This is a genomic window from Bradyrhizobium sp. SZCCHNS3052 (assembly GCF_032484495.1).
Classification (GTDB): Bacteria; Pseudomonadota; Alphaproteobacteria; order Rhizobiales; family Xanthobacteraceae; genus Bradyrhizobium.
Genome location: NZ_JAUETB010000003.1, coordinates 169,069 through 188,168 on the forward strand (window position 1 = coordinate 169,069; position 19,100 = coordinate 188,168).

18 protein-coding genes and 1 pseudogene are annotated in these 19,100 nt (G+C 64.7%); 11 read left to right on the top strand and 8 right to left on the bottom strand.

Annotated elements, in window-relative coordinates; all coding sequences use genetic code 11:
- The first annotated feature begins 6 nt into the window (after positions 1 to 6).
- From ureC to QX073_RS12375, 6 genes are all read left to right on the top strand, one after another.
- A complete protein-coding gene (gene ureC, locus QX073_RS12350; protein WP_315713832.1) occupies positions 7 to 1,722 on the top strand; it encodes an urease subunit alpha in 1,716 nt (571 codons plus the stop codon).
- Positions 1,723 to 1,769: 47 nt separating this feature from the next.
- Positions 1,770 to 2,069, top strand: a complete 300-nt coding sequence (locus QX073_RS12355; protein ID WP_315713833.1) for a putative quinol monooxygenase — start codon at positions 1,770 to 1,772, stop codon at positions 2,067 to 2,069.
- Positions 2,070 to 2,111: 42 nt separating this feature from the next.
- A complete protein-coding gene (ureE, locus tag QX073_RS12360; RefSeq protein ID WP_316188029.1) occupies positions 2,112 to 2,729 on the top strand; it encodes an urease accessory protein UreE in 618 nt (205 codons plus the stop codon).
- Positions 2,716 to 3,438: an urease accessory protein UreF gene (locus QX073_RS12365; protein ID WP_315714368.1), complete on the top strand. Its 723-nt coding sequence runs from the start codon at positions 2,716 to 2,718 to the stop codon at positions 3,436 to 3,438. Before ureE ends, QX073_RS12365 begins: the two co-directional genes overlap by 14 nt.
- 68 nt (positions 3,439 to 3,506) lie before the next feature.
- The gene (gene ureG, locus QX073_RS12370) at positions 3,507 to 4,130 is read left to right on the top strand and encodes an urease accessory protein UreG (protein ID WP_315713835.1); all 624 of its coding nucleotides are present in this window, start codon (positions 3,507 to 3,509) and stop codon (positions 4,128 to 4,130) included.
- A 294-nt stretch (positions 4,131 to 4,424) separates the two neighbouring features.
- Entirely contained in the window at positions 4,425 to 6,080 is a 1,656-nt protein-coding gene (locus QX073_RS12375) for an HWE histidine kinase domain-containing protein (protein WP_315825991.1), read from the top strand.
- 129 nt (positions 6,081 to 6,209) lie between these two features.
- Here the strand turns inward: QX073_RS12375 and QX073_RS12380 are convergent, their stop codons facing one another.
- Both QX073_RS12380 and QX073_RS12385 read right to left on the bottom strand, forming a co-directional pair.
- Positions 6,210 to 6,758 carry a sigma-70 family RNA polymerase sigma factor gene (locus tag QX073_RS12380; protein ID WP_006612137.1) on the bottom strand — a complete coding sequence of 183 codons (549 nt, stop codon included), beginning with the start codon at positions 6,756 to 6,758 and terminating at the stop codon, positions 6,210 to 6,212.
- On the bottom strand, positions 6,759 to 6,995 hold the full coding sequence (locus QX073_RS12385) for a NepR family anti-sigma factor (protein ID WP_315713837.1): 237 nt from the start codon (positions 6,993 to 6,995) through the stop codon (positions 6,759 to 6,761).
- Between the two features lie 196 nt (positions 6,996 to 7,191).
- Between QX073_RS12385 and QX073_RS12390 the strand changes: the two genes are divergently transcribed.
- Positions 7,192 to 7,995 (top strand): response regulator, encoded by an 804-nt coding sequence (locus QX073_RS12390; protein ID WP_315713838.1) that lies wholly within the window; start codon positions 7,192 to 7,194, stop codon positions 7,993 to 7,995.
- A 78-nt stretch (positions 7,996 to 8,073) separates the two neighbouring features.
- On the opposite strand, the gene QX073_RS12395 is transcribed toward QX073_RS12390, so the two are convergent.
- Positions 8,074 to 8,559, bottom strand: a complete 486-nt coding sequence (locus tag QX073_RS12395; RefSeq protein ID WP_316225829.1) for an energy transducer TonB — start codon at positions 8,557 to 8,559, stop codon at positions 8,074 to 8,076.
- Between the two features lie 378 nt (positions 8,560 to 8,937).
- On the opposite strand from QX073_RS12395, the gene QX073_RS12400 reads away from it, so the two are divergent.
- Complete coding sequence (locus QX073_RS12400; RefSeq protein WP_316225830.1) at positions 8,938 to 9,378, top strand: hypothetical protein; 441 nt, start codon at positions 8,938 to 8,940, stop codon at positions 9,376 to 9,378.
- Between the two features lie 80 nt (positions 9,379 to 9,458).
- Here the strand turns inward: QX073_RS12400 and QX073_RS12405 are convergent, their stop codons facing one another.
- The 3 genes from QX073_RS12405 to QX073_RS12415 all read right to left on the bottom strand — a co-directional run bounded on the left by QX073_RS12405 (position 9,459) and on the right by QX073_RS12415 (position 11,573).
- Positions 9,459 to 9,902, bottom strand: a complete 444-nt coding sequence (locus tag QX073_RS12405) for a hypothetical protein (RefSeq protein ID WP_316169505.1) — start codon at positions 9,900 to 9,902, stop codon at positions 9,459 to 9,461.
- 100 nt (positions 9,903 to 10,002) lie between these two features.
- Complete coding sequence (locus QX073_RS12410) at positions 10,003 to 10,374, bottom strand: YqjD family protein (protein ID WP_315713842.1); 372 nt, start codon at positions 10,372 to 10,374, stop codon at positions 10,003 to 10,005.
- Positions 10,375 to 10,454: 80 nt separating this feature from the next.
- Positions 10,455 to 11,573, bottom strand: coding sequence for an AI-2E family transporter (locus QX073_RS12415; protein WP_316225831.1), 1,119 nt, complete (start codon positions 11,571 to 11,573; stop codon positions 10,455 to 10,457).
- A 218-nt stretch (positions 11,574 to 11,791) separates the two neighbouring features.
- Here QX073_RS12415 and QX073_RS12420 point away from each other — a divergent pair.
- Positions 11,792 to 12,534, top strand: a pseudogene (locus QX073_RS12420) (L,D-transpeptidase).
- A 15-nt stretch (positions 12,535 to 12,549) separates the two neighbouring features.
- On the top strand, positions 12,550 to 13,209 hold the full coding sequence (locus tag QX073_RS12425) for a DUF2865 domain-containing protein (RefSeq protein ID WP_315713845.1): 660 nt from the start codon (positions 12,550 to 12,552) through the stop codon (positions 13,207 to 13,209).
- Positions 13,210 to 13,222: 13 nt separating this feature from the next.
- On the opposite strand, the gene QX073_RS12430 is transcribed toward QX073_RS12425, so the two are convergent.
- Positions 13,223 to 15,316, bottom strand: a complete 2,094-nt coding sequence (locus tag QX073_RS12430) for a methyl-accepting chemotaxis protein (RefSeq protein ID WP_316225832.1) — start codon at positions 15,314 to 15,316, stop codon at positions 13,223 to 13,225.
- A 178-nt stretch (positions 15,317 to 15,494) separates the two neighbouring features.
- Here QX073_RS12430 and QX073_RS12435 point away from each other — a divergent pair, with 178 nt between their 5' ends.
- On the top strand, positions 15,495 to 15,650 hold the full coding sequence (locus QX073_RS12435; RefSeq protein ID WP_316225833.1) for a Thivi_2564 family membrane protein: 156 nt from the start codon (positions 15,495 to 15,497) through the stop codon (positions 15,648 to 15,650).
- 65 nt (positions 15,651 to 15,715) lie between these two features.
- Here the strand turns inward: QX073_RS12435 and QX073_RS12440 are convergent, their stop codons facing one another.
- Complete coding sequence (locus QX073_RS12440; protein ID WP_316225834.1) at positions 15,716 to 17,878, bottom strand: malate synthase G; 2,163 nt, start codon at positions 17,876 to 17,878, stop codon at positions 15,716 to 15,718.
- Positions 17,879 to 19,100 lie beyond the last annotated feature (1,222 nt).

Below are 19,100 nucleotides of genomic sequence, written 5' to 3' on the forward strand. Positions count from 1 at the left end.
CACGACATGTCCGTCAAGATCAAGCGTTCCGTCTACGCCGACATGTTCGGCCCGACCACCGGTGACAAGGTCCGGCTCGCCGACACCGACCTGATCATCGAGGTCGAGAAGGACTTCACCACCTATGGTGAGGAGGTGAAGTTCGGCGGCGGCAAGGTCATCCGTGACGGCATGGGCCAGTCGCAGGCGACCAACAAGCAGGGCGCCGCCGACACGGTCATCACCAATGCGTTGATCGTGGATCACTGGGGTGTCGTGAAGGCCGACGTCGCGATCAAAGAGGGCATGATCTCAGCGATCGGCAAGGCCGGCAATCCGGACATCCAGCCCGGCGTCACCATCGTGATCGGCCCGGGCACCGACGTGATCGCGGGCGAGGGCAAGATCCTCACCGCCGGCGGTTTCGACAGCCACATCCATTTCATCTGCCCGCAGCAGATCGAGCACGCGCTGATGAGTGGCGTCACCTCGCTGCTCGGCGGCGGCACCGGCCCGTCGCACGGCACCTTCGCCACCACCTGCACGCCCGGCCCCTGGCACATCGGGCGCATGATGCAGTCGTTCGACGCGTTCCCTGTGAACCTCGGCATCTCCGGCAAGGGCAACGCGTCGCGCCCGGCCGCGCTGGTCGAGATGGTCAAGGCCGGCGCCTGCGCGCTGAAGCTGCACGAGGACTGGGGCACGACGCCGGCGGCGATCGACAATTGTCTCTCGGTCGCCGACGATCACGACGTGCAGGTCATGCTGCACTCGGACACGCTGAACGAGTCGGGCTTCGTCGAGGACACCATCAAGGCCTTCAAGGGCCGCACCATCCACGCCTTCCACACCGAAGGCGCCGGCGGCGGGCACGCGCCTGATATCATCAAGGTCGCCGGGCTGAAGAACGTGCTGCCGTCGTCGACCAACCCGACGCGTCCGTTCACGCGCAACACCATCGACGAGCATCTGGACATGCTGATGGTGTGTCACCATCTCGACCCGTCGATCGCAGAGGATCTCGCCTTCGCCGAGAGCCGCATCCGCAAGGAGACGATCGCGGCGGAGGACATCCTGCACGATCTCGGCGCGCTCTCGATGATGTCATCGGATTCGCAGGCGATGGGCCGGCTCGGCGAGGTCATCATCCGGACCTGGCAGACCGCCGACAAGATGAAGAAGCAGCGCGGCGCGCTGCCGCAGGACAAGGGCAAGGACAACGACAATTTCCGCGTCAAGCGCTACATCGCCAAATACACGATCAACCCGGCGATTGCGCATGGCGTGTCGAAGCTGATCGGCTCGGTCGAGAAGGGCAAGCTCGCCGACCTCGTGCTGTGGTCGCCCGCCTTCTTCGGCGTCAAGCCGGACTGCGTCATCAAGGGCGGCACCATCGTCGCCGCGCCCATGGGCGATCCGAACGCCTCGATCCCGACCCCGCAGCCGGTGCATTACCAGCCGATGTTCGGCGCGTTCGGCAAGTCGTTGACGGCTTCGTCCGTGATCTTCACCTCGAAGGCGGCCATCACCGGCGGGCTCGCCCGCAAGCTCGGCCTTTCGAAGAAGCTCTACGCGGTGCAGAACACCCGCGGCAGGATCTCGAAGAAGAGCATGATCCACAATGATGCGACGCCCAATATCGAGGTCGATCCGGAGACATACGAGGTGCGGGCCGACGGCGAGCTCCTGACCTGCGAGCCGGCCGAGGTGCTGCCCATGGCGCAGCGCTACTTCATGTACTAAGCTCCCGCCCGGTACCAGAACCAGAAAAGTACCGGGAGGACGAGTTCGTGATCTATGTCGTTGCCACCTTGACCATCAAGCCCGAAACCCGTGCGGAATTCATCGCCGCTGCGGCTGCCTGCATTGCGGGGACCCGCAAAGAACCCGGCAATATCGCCTATGATTTGCATGAGAGCGTCACCGACCCGAGCAAGATGGTCTTCGTCGAGCAGTGGGAGAACGCCGAGGCCTTGGTGCCGCACCGCGCGACCGAGCACATGAAGACGTTCGGGCGCGTCGCGGTCAAATGCATGTCGGCCCCGCCGAAGATCGAGATCATCACGCCTGAGAAGGTCGATGTCCGCTGAGCGGAATAAGAGTGAGCGCAATAAGAGAATGAGAGTTTCAGCATGATCCGCGCGACACGCGTGCTCGGGCAGCATCGTTGGAAGGAGGCTGCCGCCGATTCCATCCTGCTCGATTTCGATGACCGGCACCGGCGGCGGCTGGTGATGACCGGAACGCGTGGGCTGGAGTTTCTGCTGGACCTCGAGCACGCTACCGCATTGCGCGGTGGCGATGCCCTGGTGCTGGAGGACGGCCGGCTGATCGAGGTCGTGGCGGCGGCCGAGCCGCTGCTCGAGATCCGGGCTTCCGATCCGCATCATCTGGTGCGGCTGGCCTGGCACCTCGGCAACCGGCACCTGCCGACGCAGATCATGGCCAAGAGCCTGCGCATCCGCCGCGACCACGTGATCGAGGCCATGGTCAAGGGTCTCGGCGCGCGCGTCATCGAGATCGAGGCACCGTTCGATCCGGAAGGCGGCGCCTACGCCGAGCCCAGCCATGCGCACGGCCACGATGATCATGATCACCACGGTCACGATCATCATCACGATCATGCCGGGCACGATCACGCGCATCACGGCCACGACGACGGCCATGCACATGATCATCACGTGCATGACGAGCACTGCGGCCATGACCATCACGATCACGGTCATTCCCATGCTCATGAGCACAAATGAGGAGGGGGCTCGGCCGGCTGCAATCAGGGCCGCGGATTCGGCTGCGCTGTATCGGCTGCTGACATGGCTGTCGCCGGCGTTTCCGATCGGCGGCTTCTCCTATTCGAGCGGCATCGAATGGGCCGTGGAGGCAGGCGACATCGGCGATGCGGCGGAGCTGCGCGGCTGGCTCGCGACGATGCTGACCAACGGCTCCGGCTTCTGCGACGCGGCTTTTCTCGCGCACGCGTATCGCGCGGTCGAGCTCGACGATATGGCCAGCCTCCGCGAGGTGGCCGAGCTTGCGGCCGCGTTCGTACCGTCGCGCGAGCGTCAGCTCGAGACCACCGCGCAGGGCCGGGCCTTCATCGAGATCGCGCGGTCCGCCTGGAACTGCGCAGGCCTCGACGAGGCGGTGGCGCGCTGTGAGACCATCGTCTATCCGGTCGCCGTGGGGCTGGTCGGCGCGCTTCACGGCGTTCCTCTGGGACCCCTGCTGCACGGCTTTCTGCACGCCCTGACGTCGAACTGGATTTCCGCCGGCAGTCGTCTCGTACCGTTGGGGCAGACCGACAGCCAGCGCGTGCTCGCCGCGTTGGAACCTGTCGTCGCCGCGACGGCGGACCGCGCTCTGCTCGCCTCGCTCGATCACATCGGCGGCGCAACGTTCCGCTCCGATCTCGCAAGCCTTCATCACGAGACGCAATATACAAGGCTGTTTCGGTCGTGATGAAGCGGGGCAACGGCTGCTCGATCACGGCCCCGCGCGGTCGCGCGCACGACAGAAGGATAAATGACATGGCATCGTCTCACGGTCCGCTCCGCGTTGGCGTCGGTGGCCCGGTCGGGTCCGGCAAGACTGCGTTGATGGATCTGCTCTGCAAGTCGATGCGGGAGCACTACGACATCGCTGCGATCACCAACGACATCTACACCAAGTGGGACGCGGAGTTTCTCGTTCGCTCGGGATCGCTGACTCCGGATCGTATCGCCGGCGTGGAGACCGGCGGCTGCCCGCATACTGCGATCCGCGAGGACGCGTCCATGAACCTCGCCGCCGTGGCCGACATGCGAGCCAAGTTTCCCGGACTCGACCTGGTGTTGATCGAGTCGGGCGGCGACAACCTCGCCGCAACGTTCTCGCCGGAACTCGCCGATATCACGATCTACGTCATCGACGTCGCGGCGGGCGACAAGATCCCGTCGAAGGGCGGACCGGGTATCACCCGCTCCGACCTTCTGGTGATCAACAAGATTGACTTGGCACCCCATGTGGGCGCTTCTCTGGAGAAGATGGAGACGGATGCCAAGCGCATGCGCGGCTCACGGCCCTTCGTCATGACCAACCTGAAGAAGAGCCAGGGGCTTGACCGGATCATCGGCTTCATCGAAGCCAAGGGCGGTCTGAAGCCGTCGGCCTGAGCGCGGGGACGGATCTGCGTCGCACGGCTCTTCGTTGCTCGATGCGTCTGCTGGAATGACCGACGCAAAAAAGCCTCATCCGGCCGGAACAACTTGAGCCCTCGGGTGTTGCCTCGACCCGGGGTGCGCCTTGCCCAAGGCGTCTCGGCGCCGATGCACCGGTATCCTGGGATTCGCTATCCGCTGATCGCTCCGATCACTTCCGATCGCCCCGAGGTGCGTCCTTGAGTTGCAGGCCCGGTTATTGGATGACTCGTCGCCTCCTTCGCCAACCCTTTACTTCAGAGTGAACGAGTGCTCCGGCTGGGTGTCATCATCGGTTTGATCGCGCTGGTCGGGACGGCGCTGTCCGGCTTGGCCGCCTATCGCGTACACGACCAGGAGCTGGCGCTCGATCGCATTGCGCTGGCCCGTGCCATCGACGTCCATGCCAGCCTCGTCCAGGACCGGCTGACCGAACGTGAGCTGCTGGCCCGGGTGGCCTCCGGGCTGTTCCGCGCTCCCTCCGTGATCAAGGCCAATATGCTGGAGCCGCTGCGATCGTCGATCTACGCGTTCAAGACCGACTTCGTGGTGGCATCGTGGATCGCACGGCTGCGGCCGGATGAGCTCCCCATCGCGCAAGCCGAGCTGCGCCAGGCTGGCTTCCCGAATCCAACCATTCGCAATTTCGACGACATGCCGCTCGGGCCGAACGTCGATCGTCCGTTGGACGTTCTGATGGATCTCGAGCCACGCAATGCCGAGACCTCGAAGCTTCCCGGTATCGCACTCGACCGGCAGCCGATCGTCGGACCGATGCTCGCGCGTGCCATGGCCGAGGGCAAGCCGGTCGCATCCGATCCCACTCCGCTGCTGCGAAGCGATGGTCCGATCGGGATCGTGCTGGCAGCCCCGGTCGTCCCGCAAGGTGCCACTGCGCCGGCGGGCTTCGTGACGTTTTCCTACGAGATCGGGCCACTGCTGCTCACCAATGACGATCTGTCGTTGTTCTCGGTGGCGTTGAAGGATCCGCGCAACGCCTCGGATGAGCTGGTTGCCAACGATCAGGGGACGGTGACGAGCCGGACCCGCAGGCCGGACGATCCTGCTCCGTCGTCGACCCGCACCGTGGCCTTCGGCAATCACGACTGGTCGCTGGTCTATTACGCCAAGGGCAATGCGGTCCGGCGCGCGCAACAGACCGCGGCGATCGTCGGCGTCATCGGGATGGCGCTGACCGGTATCATCTGCGGCCTGTTCGGCTACGTCGCCTACAACAATCTGCGCCTGAGCCGCGAAATCCAGGTGCGGATCGGCTTCGAGCGCCGACTGACGGCGGTCATCGACGAGCTGAACCACCGGGTCAAGAACATCCTGGCGGTGATCCAGTCCATCGTGACGCGCACGCTGCGTCATGGCAGCGACATGGACGTCGCGCGCGAGCTGCTGATCGGACGGATCCATGCGATGTCGAACGTCGTCACGCTGCTCAGCGAGAGCCAATGGCAAGGCGTGCAATTGCGCGGACTGTTCGAAGCTCGCGCCATCCCGCATGCGGACAGGATTGCGGTCAACGGACCCGACATCACCGTGAGCGCGCGTGCCGCGCAGAGCCTGTCGCTGCTGTTTTTCGAACTCGCCTCGCACTCGGACGAGGGCCTCTCGCTCGTGGGAAAGCACCCGCACATCACCGCCAAATGGGAGGTGACCGGCGAGGAGCCGAATGCCGTCTTCCACTTCCGTTGGGAGGAATTGAACACCAGTGAAGCAACGCGGCGGCCGGACAGCGATTTCGGACTGATCCTGCTCGATCGCGTGGCGCCGGAGGCGCTCGGCGGCACGTCAAAGCGCTTCTTCACCGAGGCGAGCTATGTGTATGAGCTGACCGCTCCGATGGAGACGGTGATCGACATGACCGAGCGCGATCGCACCGAGCAGTTCTCCGCGCCGGTGCATCCGGCGCGATAGCCGCAGCGCTCTCGGCAAACAGGATGCCAGGGCGCACGATGCCCGAGTGCACGTGATCAACAACAACAAGAAGAGGCGGCTCTTTCGCGAGCCGCCTCTTTACTGGTTCGTTTGCGACGGCTTGGCTGATCAGCCGCCGCTGCCGCCGATCACTGCCCGCACGGTCTCGTCCGGGCCGAAATCCTCGGCGCCTTCGACATAGAGCAGCGCTGCCAGCTTCGAGCGCGCGCGGTTCACGCGGCTCTTGATGGTGCCCACCGCGCAGCCGCAGATTGCTGCCGCATCCTCGTAGGAGAAGCCCGATGCACCGACCAGGATCAGCGCCTCGCGCTGGTCCTGAGGCAGCTTCTCGAGCGCCGCGCGGAACTCCTCGAACTCGAGATGCGCGCCCTGCGAGGGATGCGTCTTGAGCGTCTTGGCATAGTTCCCTTCGGCATCTTCCACTTCGCGCCGGCGTTTGCGGTAGTCGGATCGGAACAGGTTGCGCAGGATCGTGAACAGCCAGGCAGGCAGATTCGATCCTGGTTGAAACGAGTCGATGTTGGCCAACGCCCGGAGCAGGGTTTCCTGCACGAGGTCGTCGGCACGATCGCTGTTACCACTCAAGGAAATCGCAAATGCGCGAAGGCTGGGGACGGCCGCGAGGATATCGTCCCGCAAGGAATCAGTGAGAGGCATTCACTCCCTCCCGTCGGTTTGGTCGTTGGATCCCCCGCCGTTCTCCACGTGGGACTGTGCTGCCGGCGCATCAAGCTTCCGCACCAGATCCGCAAAGCGGTCCGGCACTCCCTGACGGACGACGTCGTCGTACATCGCGCGGAGTTGATGACCGATTCTGGATTGAATTTCCGCGTTCAGTCCGCCGGGCTTGCGCGGTGCCGCATTCTTGCTGGCTTGAGACTTTACATCTTTCATGACCTTTTCCACGTTTCCCCGAGAGTTAAGTCCCTGAAGCTTCAAGAATTATTCTCGCCACCGAGAGGGTCTGTCGGGAACTAATGCGACGGGGCGATAAAAGTTCCACGCGTTTGGGGAACTTTTCGTCGGTTCGGGCGTAATCAGCTCATCATGGAACCCGGGCGGGAAGCCCAGATGACCGAATGGAGTGGGGATGAGCCGATCACAGCTTGTTGCTGAACATTTGCCGCTTTTGCGCCGGTATGCGAGGGCCCTCACCGGCAGCCAGGGTTCCGGAGACGCCTATGTCGGAGCGATGCTGGAGGCCCTGATTCAGGATCCCGCTCTGCTGGACGAGCGCTATGGCCCGCGGGCTGCGCTGTTCCGGCTGTTCACGCAGATCTGGAACTCGGTGGCGCTCAACGACGACGCCGAAGTGGCGACCCTGCCGATGCCGCCGGAGCGGCGCCTCTCCAACATCACCCCCTTGCCCCGCCAGGCCTTCCTGCTGCTCTCGCTCGAGGGTTTTCCCGAGGAGGAAGTGGCCTTCATCCTCGACATCGACGTCGCGGAAACCCGCCGGCTGGCGGATGCAGCCGGACGTGAGCTCGCCGCCGAGATCGCCACCGATGTCCTGATCATCGAGGATGAGACCTTCATCGCGATGGACCTCGAGAGCCTCGTCAAGAACCTCGGTCACAACGTGATCGGCGTGGCCCGCACCCATGCCGACGCGGTGGCTCTGGCCAAGAACAAGAAGCCCGGTCTGATCCTGGCTGATATTCAGCTCGCAGATGGTTCGTCCGGCCTGGATGCCGTCAACGAGCTGCTGCGCACCTTCGAAGTGCCGGTGGTCTTCATTACCGCCTATCCGGAGCGCTTCCTCACGGGTGAGCGGCCCGAACCGGCGTTCCTGATCTCAAAGCCGTTCCAGCCGGCCATGGTGTCGGCAGTCGCCAGCCAGGCTCTGTTCTTCCAGCGCAACTCGCGCAACAGGATGCCGAAGCCGGCGGCCTGATCAAGCCGCGCGCACAACGTCGCCCCGGCGCGTTTCTCACGGAGCGCGCCGGATTTCGTTGCAGCATCGAAGACGAGATCAGCAGCCGCGGCACACGCCGTCGAGCCGTGCCTTCAGCGTCGCGTCATTCGGCTGGGTCTCTTGGAGCTTCAACGTTGTCTCCTCAAGCCGGATGATTGCGGACGTCCGTCGAGGCGCAAACACGATCGGCACGAGAAAAGTGAGATCGCCGTCCGCCAGTTCCGGCGGCGGTGGCGCAAATGGTTGGGCTCGCTCCACCATGGCGAGCGCTTCCCGGTCGAGCGCGGGGTCACCGGTCGTTTCGGCCAGCACCGCCGAGATCAGGTGGCCTTCGCGGTCGATGTGAAACAGGACCTTGGCCGTCCCGCCCTGATCCGAGGCCTGCAGCGGATAGCGACGCTGAACCTTCAATTGTGCGACGAGGTTCTTGATCCAAGTTTCCCTGGCGCCGTCGGCCGCTGCAATCCCGGGAAACAGGCAAACGAGAACCAGCGCCAGTCCAAACCCTCTCCATACGCCGACGCGATCCAGCGAGCTCAGCATCCCTGCCCCCACGCGCGCGGACCATGAACGCAGCCGCGCTGCTTCAACATATAACCGGGACGAAAAGGGGATAAAGCGCCGCGAATGTCGGGGCCGCGATCTGACCGGAAGGGTGGATCAGGAAAGAATGCGGGGCACCGCCGGCATCACCACGGCGGTGCCCCGCGTCGCCGGTCAATGGGGCAGGGGGAATAACCGGCTGCCGAGATGACGCGCGACCCGAAAAGTCGTTCCGCGTGAGATCGAATTTTTTGGCGCCATGAAATTGAAGAATACCGCCGCAGTTTACACACGGTTAAGTGATTTGCCCAACCGAGAACCCAGTTCCTGCGACTTACGTTGGTATGCCGATCGCCTTACGGCGAGGGGAGCAGAGACATGTCGCAGACCAGGAAGGTTATCGTTTTGGGTTCGCTTGCGGCTTCCGCGATGCTCGTGGGCGCAATGCAACTGGCTTCAGGCCATGATCTTGGCGCCAACCTGCCGGTTCAGAGCCCCTCTCCCCTGCCGATCGTCGCAACCGCGAATGACGTGAACCGGGCCGCCAAGGCTGACCGCGCCAAACAAAATGGGACTGCGGCGCCGTCGCAGACTGTGTCGATCAAGCTGGCAGCCTTCGCGGAGACCTCCTTCCTGGTGCGGCTTCCCTTCAACCCCACGGGTGTAAGCGCGGGCTCGTTACCATCGCCGCAGGGATCGCAGCTCATCACCACCGGCAACGAGCGGCAGGCCGTCAAGCATCCGGTGGCGTGCGAGCCGTCGGTGTCCGTGCTGACGGAGATCGCCAAGCGCCTGCAACCGGGACGGTGTGTGACTTAGTAGCAGCGGGCCCGCGGCCTAAGCGGCGGATCAACGCCTGGCAATGACAAAAGCCGTCGGATGACGGTCAGGGGCAGTCCTCACTCTGCGGGAGTCTGCTCCTCCGCCGCTGGGCGGCTGACCATGAATCCGAGCGCCAGACCGCCCACAGCCAGAATGGGAATCAGCCGCTTGATGCCAATCATGCGGACGATCTGCAGGCCGCTAGCCAACAACATCGGGTCTGCGAAAGCAGATTGGACTGCCGACCGCGCCGTTTCCGCGGTCCGCGCGGCACGACTCTCGATTGCGCGCTTGCGCGCCATGTAGCTGATTGCGGCCATCAACGTCACCACGAAGAAGATGGCGGCACCTGTGAGGCACGCGGCCACGAGCCCGTAACGATCCAGGACGGCGACAAAAGCTGCGGCGCACAGAAAGCTCGTGGTTACGAACAGTCCGACCGCTGCAGCGATCGCGAGCGATGTGAGCCGAACGGCATGCCCGGTCGATTCCTGGAAGTCCGCAATCAGGCGCTGCAGCATGTCATTCTCCTCCGTCTCGTTCATCTGCGCAACAAACTCAAATCGGCGCCGACAACGCGGCGCCGGAACAAGACGACCTCTGGATTTCAGGGGCCAACCCTCAGCGTCTCCAGGCGGCGCCGATGAGAAATCCAAGTCCGAGCGCAAGACCCACGGTGGCGAGTGGGCGATGGGAGATCACGTCCTCGAGGCGCTCCTCCAGCGAGTTTGCGGCATCCTGGGCTGCACCAAACATCGCGGTGCCGCGCTCGGACATGTCGTCAAACGTCTGGTCCACGTTCTCGCGTGCCTGACGATAGCCGCTGCGGGCCTGCTTGCTCGCCTGCCCAGCGAAAGCATTGAGCGCGTCGGTGATCTGTTCTGTGAGAGCTGCGATATCGTTTTTCACGGCGTGGACATCCTTCTGCAGGCGTTCGTAGTTCGCTTTGTCGACGAGATCTTTCAGGGCGGTCTCACCGTCAGTCGGTGGCATGGCAAGCTCCCGGAGCAAGGTGATTGCGTCTGCTCGACAAACGCGGGGTCTCAGCCGAAGTTCCGACGGTGGAAACCGAATTAGTCTGCCGGCAGTTGCGGCGAATCGTCCGGCAGCAGATGCTCCTTGACGATGAGGGCGACGATCAGGAGCGGCGAGGCAAGGAAGGCTCCCATCGGGCCCCACAGCCAGGTCCAGAATGCCAGCGCGATGAACACCGCGAGTGCGTTGAGAGCCAGCCGCCTGCCGATGATGGTCGGCGTGACGAAGTGGCCTTCCATGAAGGTGATCACGGCGAAGATGGCGGGCGCGACCATGCCGGCGCTCAAGGTCGGGAATGCGATTGCGCCGACCAGTACGAGCACTGCAAACATCGCGATCGGCCCGATGATGGGGATGAAGTTCAGCGTTGCCGCAAGCGCCCCGAGGCCGGCGGGATTGGGCATGCCGGCGAGGGCGCAGGCGAGGCCGGCTGCAATACCGACACCGGTGTTGATGAGCGTCACTGTCAGGAGGTAGTTGCCGAGGTGCAGCTCGAGCTCATTGAGGATGCGCAGCGTCCGCAGCCGTGCCTCGTGATCACCAAAGGTCATGATCAGCGCTCGCCGGAGATCGCGCCAGCTTGCGATGAACAGCACGAGCGTCGCGAAGAACAGTAGGAATTCGGTGAAGGTCGGCGACAGGAATTCGATCGTTGGCTGAACCCAATCGAACTTGGGGAGCTCCAGGCTGGCCGAGGCTTGTGCGCTTCCGCCGCCGACGGCCGCCTGCATTTCGTGCCACAGCGCGAGCGGTCGATCGAAGACGTGCAGCTTGGCCTTGAGCGTCGCGGCAAGCTCGGGAAGGCGATTGGTCCAGTCGAGCACAGGCGCCGAAATCAGGCCAATGATGAAGGCGAGCCCGGTGGCAACGGCGATCACGATCAACACGGCGCCGACGCCGCGCGGCACGTGATGGCGTTCGAGGAAGTTGGCGGCCGGCGACAGCATGGTGCCGACCACGAAGGCCATGACGATCGGCAGAAAAAACCCCCGGGCGACATAGAGGACACCCGTCACGCAGACGGCCGTGAGGATGACGAGAGCGATGGCGACGACGTCAGCCCGCCTGATCACGGGCGGTATTTCTTGGCGACTTTCATTCAGGGCTGAATCGTCGTTCCCGCTGGCGAGCAGCCGCTCGGTGGGAAGTACACGCACCATGAATCTCCCGATCGAGTCGTTCGCGCACAGCTCGCGTGGTGACGTTCTCGTCATCCAACAGCCGAGGGGCCATCCGGTTCCGTCGCGCAAACGTGAGAACTCATACGCTTGACTGACGCAGGGCGACCACACCGGGCCGGAACTACGGCGAGACGTTCGGCGTTTGGAAAGCAATCACGCATCGTACCGCGATGCTCGTCTGACAGGGGCGCTCCATGACACAGCTCGTTTCCGATCACCGCAGCTTTGCGCGGACCGCTTCGCTGATCGCCGGCGTCGCGGTTCTTCTTGTTGCTGGTCCCACCGCGTCTCGCGCACAAAGCCTCGGATATGCGTCGGTCGAACAGCAGCAGGCCTTCCCGCCGGACGAGGCGACTGCACCCGCCGTGGAGCAGGACGAGGACAGCCGGCTGCCCGACAGGTTGCGGCGCACGATCGTCAATCTCGATACGCGGGAGGCGCCGGGGACGATCATCATCGATACCGGCAATACCTATCTGTACTACGTGCTCGGCGGCGGCCGCGCGCTGCGTTACGGCGTCGGCGTGGGGCGCCAGGGCTTCACCTGGTCGGGTGTCCAGACGGTGACGCGCAAGGCGGAATGGCCGGACTGGCATCCGCCGGCGCAGATGATCGCGCGCCAGCCCTATCTGCCGCGATTCATGGCCGGCGGCCCGGGCAATCCGCTCGGCGCCCGGGCCATGTATCTCGGGTCCAGCGAGTATCGCATCCATGGCACCAACGACCCCACGACGATCGGCAAGTTCGTGTCGTCGGGCTGCGTCCGCCTGACCAATGAGGATGTTTCCGACCTGTTCAGCCGCGTGCAGGTGGGGACGAAGGTCGTGGTGCTGCCGAAGGCCGGCTCGCTGCAGGCGCGCACCAACGTACGCCGCGCGTGACGTCGCTGCCGTCGGGGCGGCAGGCGATGTCGCTGCCCGTCTCGGCCGTCAATTGATATGGGAGCGGAATGATGAACGGTCGACGTGCACTCGCCGCCATTGCAGTGGCAACCATGGCAACCGCGGGTGCGTTGGCAGCGCCGACCACAGCCGGCGCGCAGGATTTTTTCTCGGCGCTGTTCGGCGGCTTCAACGCACCGCAGCGTCAGGCGCCCTATATCCGGATGCCGTTCGCCGACGAAGCGCCACCGGCGCCACGGCCGGCCCCGCGGGGCGACGTCACCTATCGCGGCGGCAGCAGCAGCGTCGCCTGGTGTGTCCGCACCTGTGATGGCCGCTACTTCCCGCTCGGCGCGACCGGCGACCAGAGCAAGGAAGCCGCCTGCAACAGCTTCTGCCCGGCGGCCAAGACCGAGATTGTCTATGGCAGCTCGATCGACGGTGCCGAGACCGATGGCGGCAAGCCGTATTCGGCGCTGCCCAACGCCTTCAAGTATCGCACCGAGATCGTCGACGGCTGCACCTGCAACGGCAAGGACCATTTCGGCCTTGCCAAGGTGTCGATCGACAACGATCCGACCCTGCGCAAGGGCGACGTCGTCGCCAGCGACGACGGCCTCAAGGTCGCCAACCGGACCGGCAGCGGCAAGCGCGCCGAGCTGAACTTCTCGCCGGCGCCCGCGGCGTTGCGCGCGAAATACGAGCGCGCGCCGGTGACGGCGTCCGACTGATCCTGCGAGGTCGTCAGGCGGCGCGGATCTTGCCGAGGAAATCCCTGACCTGATGACCGAGATTCCTGCTCTGGCTCTCCAGCGTCTCTGAGGCGGTGCGCACGTTGTCGGCCGCCGCCGCAGCGGCATCGGCGTCCGATTTGACGCCGGTGATGTTGTCGGAGACGTTCCTGGTGCCGTCGGCGGCGAACTGGGTGCTGCGCGAGATCTCCTGCGTCGCCGCCCCTTGCTCCTGCACCGCCGCGGCGATCGCGGTCGCCACCTCGTTGACCTCGCCAATGATGCCGCCGATGCGCTTGATCGCGTCGATCGCGTCATTGGCGACGCGCTGGATGTCGGCGATCTGCTCGGAAATCTCGTCGGTCGCCTTCGCGGTCTGGCTCGCCAGCGTCTTCACCTCGGAGGCGACGACGGCAAAACCCTTGCCGGCTTCGCCGGCGCGCGCTGCCTCGATGGTCGCGTTCAGCGCGAGCAGGTTGGTCTGCGAGGCGATGCTGTTGATCAGCCCGACCACCTCGCCGATCCGATTGGCCGATTGTGCCAGCCCCTGCACGGTGCCGTCGGTCATGCGGGCCTGCTCCACCGCGCGGCTGGCGATGCCGGCCGCATGCGACGCCTGCTTGCTGATGTCGGCGATCGAGGCGTTCAGTTCCTCCGCGGCCGAGGCGACCGTCTGCACGCTCGTCGATGCGTCGCTGGAGGCCTTCGAGGCCTCCTCGGCGCGGGCATTGGTCTGCCGCGAGACGTTGGTCAGTCCGGCGGACGTCGCCTGCATGTCGGTGGAGGCGCGGCCGAGCTGCTCGAGCGAGTCGCGGACCAGCCCCTCGAACTCGCTCACATAGCTTTCGATCGCCCGCTGGCGCGCGACCGTCGTTTCGTTGCGTTGGCGCTCCTGGGCCTCGATCGCGAGCTTGTCCTTGGCCTGCTGCTTGAACGTTTCGAGCGCGCCCGCCAGCGCACCGATCTCGTCCTGCCGCTGCATGTAGCCCGTCTCGACGCTGAGGTCGCCGCCCGCCACCGCCAGCATGGCATCGCGCATTCTGTTGAGGGGCTGGATCACCCGGCGGCTCACCAGCATCAGCGCGGTGCCGCCGATCACGGTCGCCGCGATCAGGAGGCATAGTTCGACCCCAAGGGTCCGCATGGCCGCCGCATGCTGCTCCTCGATATAGGTCCTTGCGGTCTCGAGTGCGGTCTCGGCGACCGCAACCGCCGCATTGAGGCGCCCGACCGTGAACGGGCTCCATTTGTTGGCGACCATCTCCGGCGTCTCGCCGCTCGCGAGTGCGTTGACGAGGCGATCCCGCAGCGCCGTGTACTCGGTCTCGAAATAGGCCTTGCGCGTGGCCTCCAGCGCGGCCGTCATCGCGGCCGGCCATTTTGCGCCGCTGGTCGCGAGTTCGAGCGCCTTCCATGCGGCCTCGGCGCCGCCGACCGCCTTGGTATAGTTCAGCCGCGCCTCGGGCGTGATCTTGCCTGCGGCGAGGCCGTTCGAAACCAGGAAGGAGGCATCGCCGGCGGTGTTGCGCAGCAGCCATGCGATCTGCTTGATCTGCAACAGCTGATCGATGGTCGGATCCGCATGGTTGACCTCGGCGGCGAGAATGGCCTGGATCTTCTCCAGCGTCTCCAGCAGCCTGTCCTCGGTCTGCATGTATTCCTTGCCGAGCGCCAATCGGCGCGACGCCTTCGGCTTGGCGACCTCCTGCCAGAATTCCCTCTGCTGATCGCTCAGCGTTGTCAGCAGTTGTTGGAATTGCGAGAGCAGCGCCGCCTTGTCAGCAAACTCGATGCCCGGAAGGGTGCCCAGCGCGCGGCCCATGGCGGGCATGGCGACGTCGCGCAGGCCGCGGACGTATCGCTCGGTCTCTGGCTCGACCTTCTCGTCCACGGTCACCATGCGGTTCGAGGTCGAGCGGTCGGCCCGCAGCTTGTCCATCGCCTTGAACATGCTTTCGGAGGCATCGACGATCGAGCTGATGCGCGCGGTGAGCTTGAGCTGCTGCCACGAATTGTAGGCCCGCGAGGCGAACAGGCCGACAAACAGGCATGCCGTCACCAGGATGATGGCCTTCAACGTCGTGGAAATGGTCAGGCGGTTCAGCATGTTGATCTCCGATTCACCGCATTTGACCGCAGAGCCGTAAAAATCTGGATGAGGGCTGGCTCCGTTGAACTACGGAGACAGTCGCTGAGCACTCAGGTTCCGGGAGTGGAACTACCAGCCGCCGAGCGTGTTAGCTGATCACCGCCAGCGCATCCTCCTCTCGTTCAGGGGCTCATTCATGCTCGTCAGTGCTCTCGTCACCTTTCTCGTCGTCATCCTGATCCTCTATTTGATCAACCTGCTGCCGATCGACGGCCGGGCCAAGCAGATCTGCCGCGTGGTCGTGATCGTGCTCGGCGTGATCTCGCTGCTCCGTTTCATCGCGGTGATATGATCCAGCATCATGTTACCTCCGGCTGATCAAAAAAAGCCCCGGCGGATGGCCGGGGCTTTTCGTCATCAGGCCTTTGCCTTCGCCTCGCGGCGCCGCGCCGTGAGGATGTATTCGGTGTAGCCGTTCGGCTGGGTGCGGCCTTCGAACACGAGGTCGCAGGCCGCCTTGAACGCCACGCCGTCGAACGACGGCGCCATCGGCTGATAGAGCGCATCGCCGGCATTCTGCTTGTCGACCACGACGGCCATGCGCTTCAGCGAATCCATCACCTGCTCCTTGCTGACCACGCCATGGTGCAGCCAGTTGGCGAGATGCTGGCTCGAGATGCGCAAGGTGGCGCGGTCCTCCATCAGGCCGACATCGTGGATGTCGGGCACCTTGGAGCAGCCGACGCCCTGGTCGATCCAGCGCACGACGTAGCCGAGAATGCCCTGGCAGTTGTTGTCGATCTCCTGGCGCACGTCGTCGGGCGCCCAGTTCGATTGCGACACCGGAATGGTGAGGATGTCGCCGAGCTTGGCGCGCGGGCCGCCCTTCGCGAGTTCCGCCTGGCGGGCGTGCACGTTGACCTGGTGATAGTGCAAAGCGTGCAGCGTCGCGGCGGTCGGCGACGGCACCCAGGCGGTGGTGGCGCCGGCCTGCGGGTGGCCGATCTTCTGCGCCAGCATGTCGGCCATCTTGTCCGGCGCGGCCCACATGCCCTTGCCGATCTGGGCATGGCCAGGCAGGCCGCAGGTCAGGCCGTTGTCGACGTTCCAATCCTCATAGGCCTTGATCCAGGGCTGCGCCTTCATCTCGTTCTTGCGGATCATTGGACCCGCTTCCATCGAGGTGTGGATCTCGTCGCCGGTGCGATCGAGGAAGCCGGTGTTGATGAAGACGATGCGCTTGGACGCGGCCTGGATGCAGGCCTTGAGGTTCACCGTGGTGCGGCGCTCCTCGTCCATGATGCCGACCTTCATGCTGTTCTCGGGCAGGCCGAGCATCTTCTCGACGCGCGCGAACAGCTCGACCGTCAGCGCCACCTCGTCCGGGCCGTGCATCTTCGGCTTGACGATGTAGATCGAGCCGGTGCGGCTGTTCCTGACCTTGGAGAGACCCTTGAGGTCGTGCATCGCGAGCAGGCCGGTCACCGCGGCGTCGAGAATGCCCTCCGGCACCTCCTTGCCCTCGGAGTCGAGCACGGCGTCGGTGAACATGTGATGCCCGCAATTGCGGATCAGCAGCAGGCTGCGGCCGTGCAGCGTGAGGCTGCCGCCGGACGGCGTGGTGTAGCTGCGGTCGCTGTTCAGCGCGCGGGTGAGTGTCTTGCCGCCCTTCTCGAAGTCGGCCGATAGCGTGCCGTTCATCAGGCCGAGCGTGTTGCGGTAGACCAGCACCTTGTCCTCGGCGTCGACGGCGGCGACCGAGTCCTCCATGTCGAGGATGGTCGAGACCGCGGCTTCCAGGATCATGTCGGAGACGCCGGCCGGATCGTCCTTGCCGATGACATGGCTGCGGTCGATCACGACCTCGACATGCAGCCCGTTGTTGGCAAGCAGGATGACGGAGGGCGCGTCGGCCGAGCCTTGATAGCCGGCGAACTGGTCGGCGTTCTTGAGCGCAGTGGCGTTGCCGCTCTTCAGCTTGGCCGAGAGCTGGCCGGCAATGACGCTGTAGGCGGTGACGTCGGTGTGGCTGCCGGTGGCGAGCGGCACGGCGGCGTCGAGGAAGGCCTTGGCCTTGGCGATCACCTTGTCGCCGCGGGCCTTGTTGTAGCCCTTGCCCGCTTCGCTCGGATCGTGCGGGATGGCGTCCGTGCCGTAGAACGCGTCGTAGAGCGAGCCCCAGCGCGCATTCGCCGCGTTCAGCGCGTAGCGGGCGTTGGTGAGCGGCACCACGAGCTGCGGCCCGCAGATCTTGCCGATCTCTTCGTCGATATTGGCGGTCTCGACCTTGTGCGTGGCCGGCTCGGGCAGCAGGTAGCCGATCTCCTTCAGGAATGCGGTGTAGGCGCCGAGGTCGAAGGCCTTGCCCTTGTTGGCGAGGTGCCAGGCGTCGATCTTGTCCTGCAGGGCGTCGCGGACGGCGAGCAGCTCGCGGTTCTTAGGGCCGAGATCGCGCAGGATCGCGGCAAGGCCGGCCCAGAACGCGTCCGGATCGATCCCGGTCTTCGGCGCGGCCTCCTTGGCGATGAAGTCGAACAAAACGGGGGCGATCTTCAGTCCATGGGCGTCGATACGGGTCATGATGAGACGTTTCTCTCGAATAGGGCGACGTTGCGCGTGTCTTGGGCGTGCTGAAATGGCCGCCTCGAAGGCGGCGTGTGCAGTGCATTTAGCGCCAAAGCGGGGGCCAAGGAAGGGGGGAGGGGTATCGCAGTTGGTCGGGGGAGGGCAGCGGACAGGCGGGCTGGTTCCGGGCGGAGTGATGACAAGTAATTTCGCACGACCGCCTCAGAGTTCGGCCGCGAGCCCACAGCCGTGCAGAGCCCTCGGATCGGGCACGCTGCCACCCTCCCCTGGAGGGGGAGGGTCGACTCGCAACGAGCGAAGCGAGATGCGAGGCGGGGTGGGGTGATCTCTCCACGAGCGCCGGTGCCCGTGGCATCACCCCACCCCGCCGCGCATCGCTGCCGCGACGTGCGCCGACCCTCCCCCTCCAGGGTAGGGTGACAACGCACAGCGTGCCGCAAATGGCGTTTCGACGTACACCAAACGGCTGCGGACAACTCAACGAAGGTGATCGCTCGTGGTGGTGATGGCTCATGCAACTTCGTCCTCGCGGCGCCTGTTCGCGTCCGAGCTTTGCACACTTGCCGCCTCTCGGTCACGAGAGGCGCAGGGAAGGCCGGGTGCAGGCTGCACCCATGGCCCGCCTGCAGAAAAAAATGCAGGCGGCAGTCACCACAGGTTCAGCCGGACATCCGGCCTTCCCTGCGCGATGGCTCTACGGTTGCTCCGTGGTCTCCCCGGTGCGCCGGGCTTTCTGGTCACCGTTGCCCGCGCGACGCGTCGGCGTCGCAGCTTGCGTGGCATCAGCGTCGGGATGCCAGGACCCCACGGCTTGGCCGTGCGCCTCGGGACTGTCCGTCGACATGATTGCTCACGCCGCAGCCCAAAGCGCCCACCGCATCCCGCACCCGACGTCCGTGACGGTCGCGAACTGTCCCTCGTGTGGGACGGGATGAACATAGACCTATCATGATTTCTGAAAAAAAGAAAGTAGAATTTGGGCGGGAGGATTGGACGGCGCGCGCAGCTTGATGGGACCCAAAGAATTCGTTTCTTGGTGCACAGGAATCATGCCGGCGTGCAGCCGTGACGAGATGGAGGCTGCAAACGAACGCAGGGTGAGCTCGAATGTTGGTCGCGGCTGTGTGTCGGCTCTTCGCCACGCTCTTCGAGCAGGATGCCATGCATGCGCTTGGTCGGCTCGGAGCGGTGAGTACACGCCGCCTGCGGCATCGCA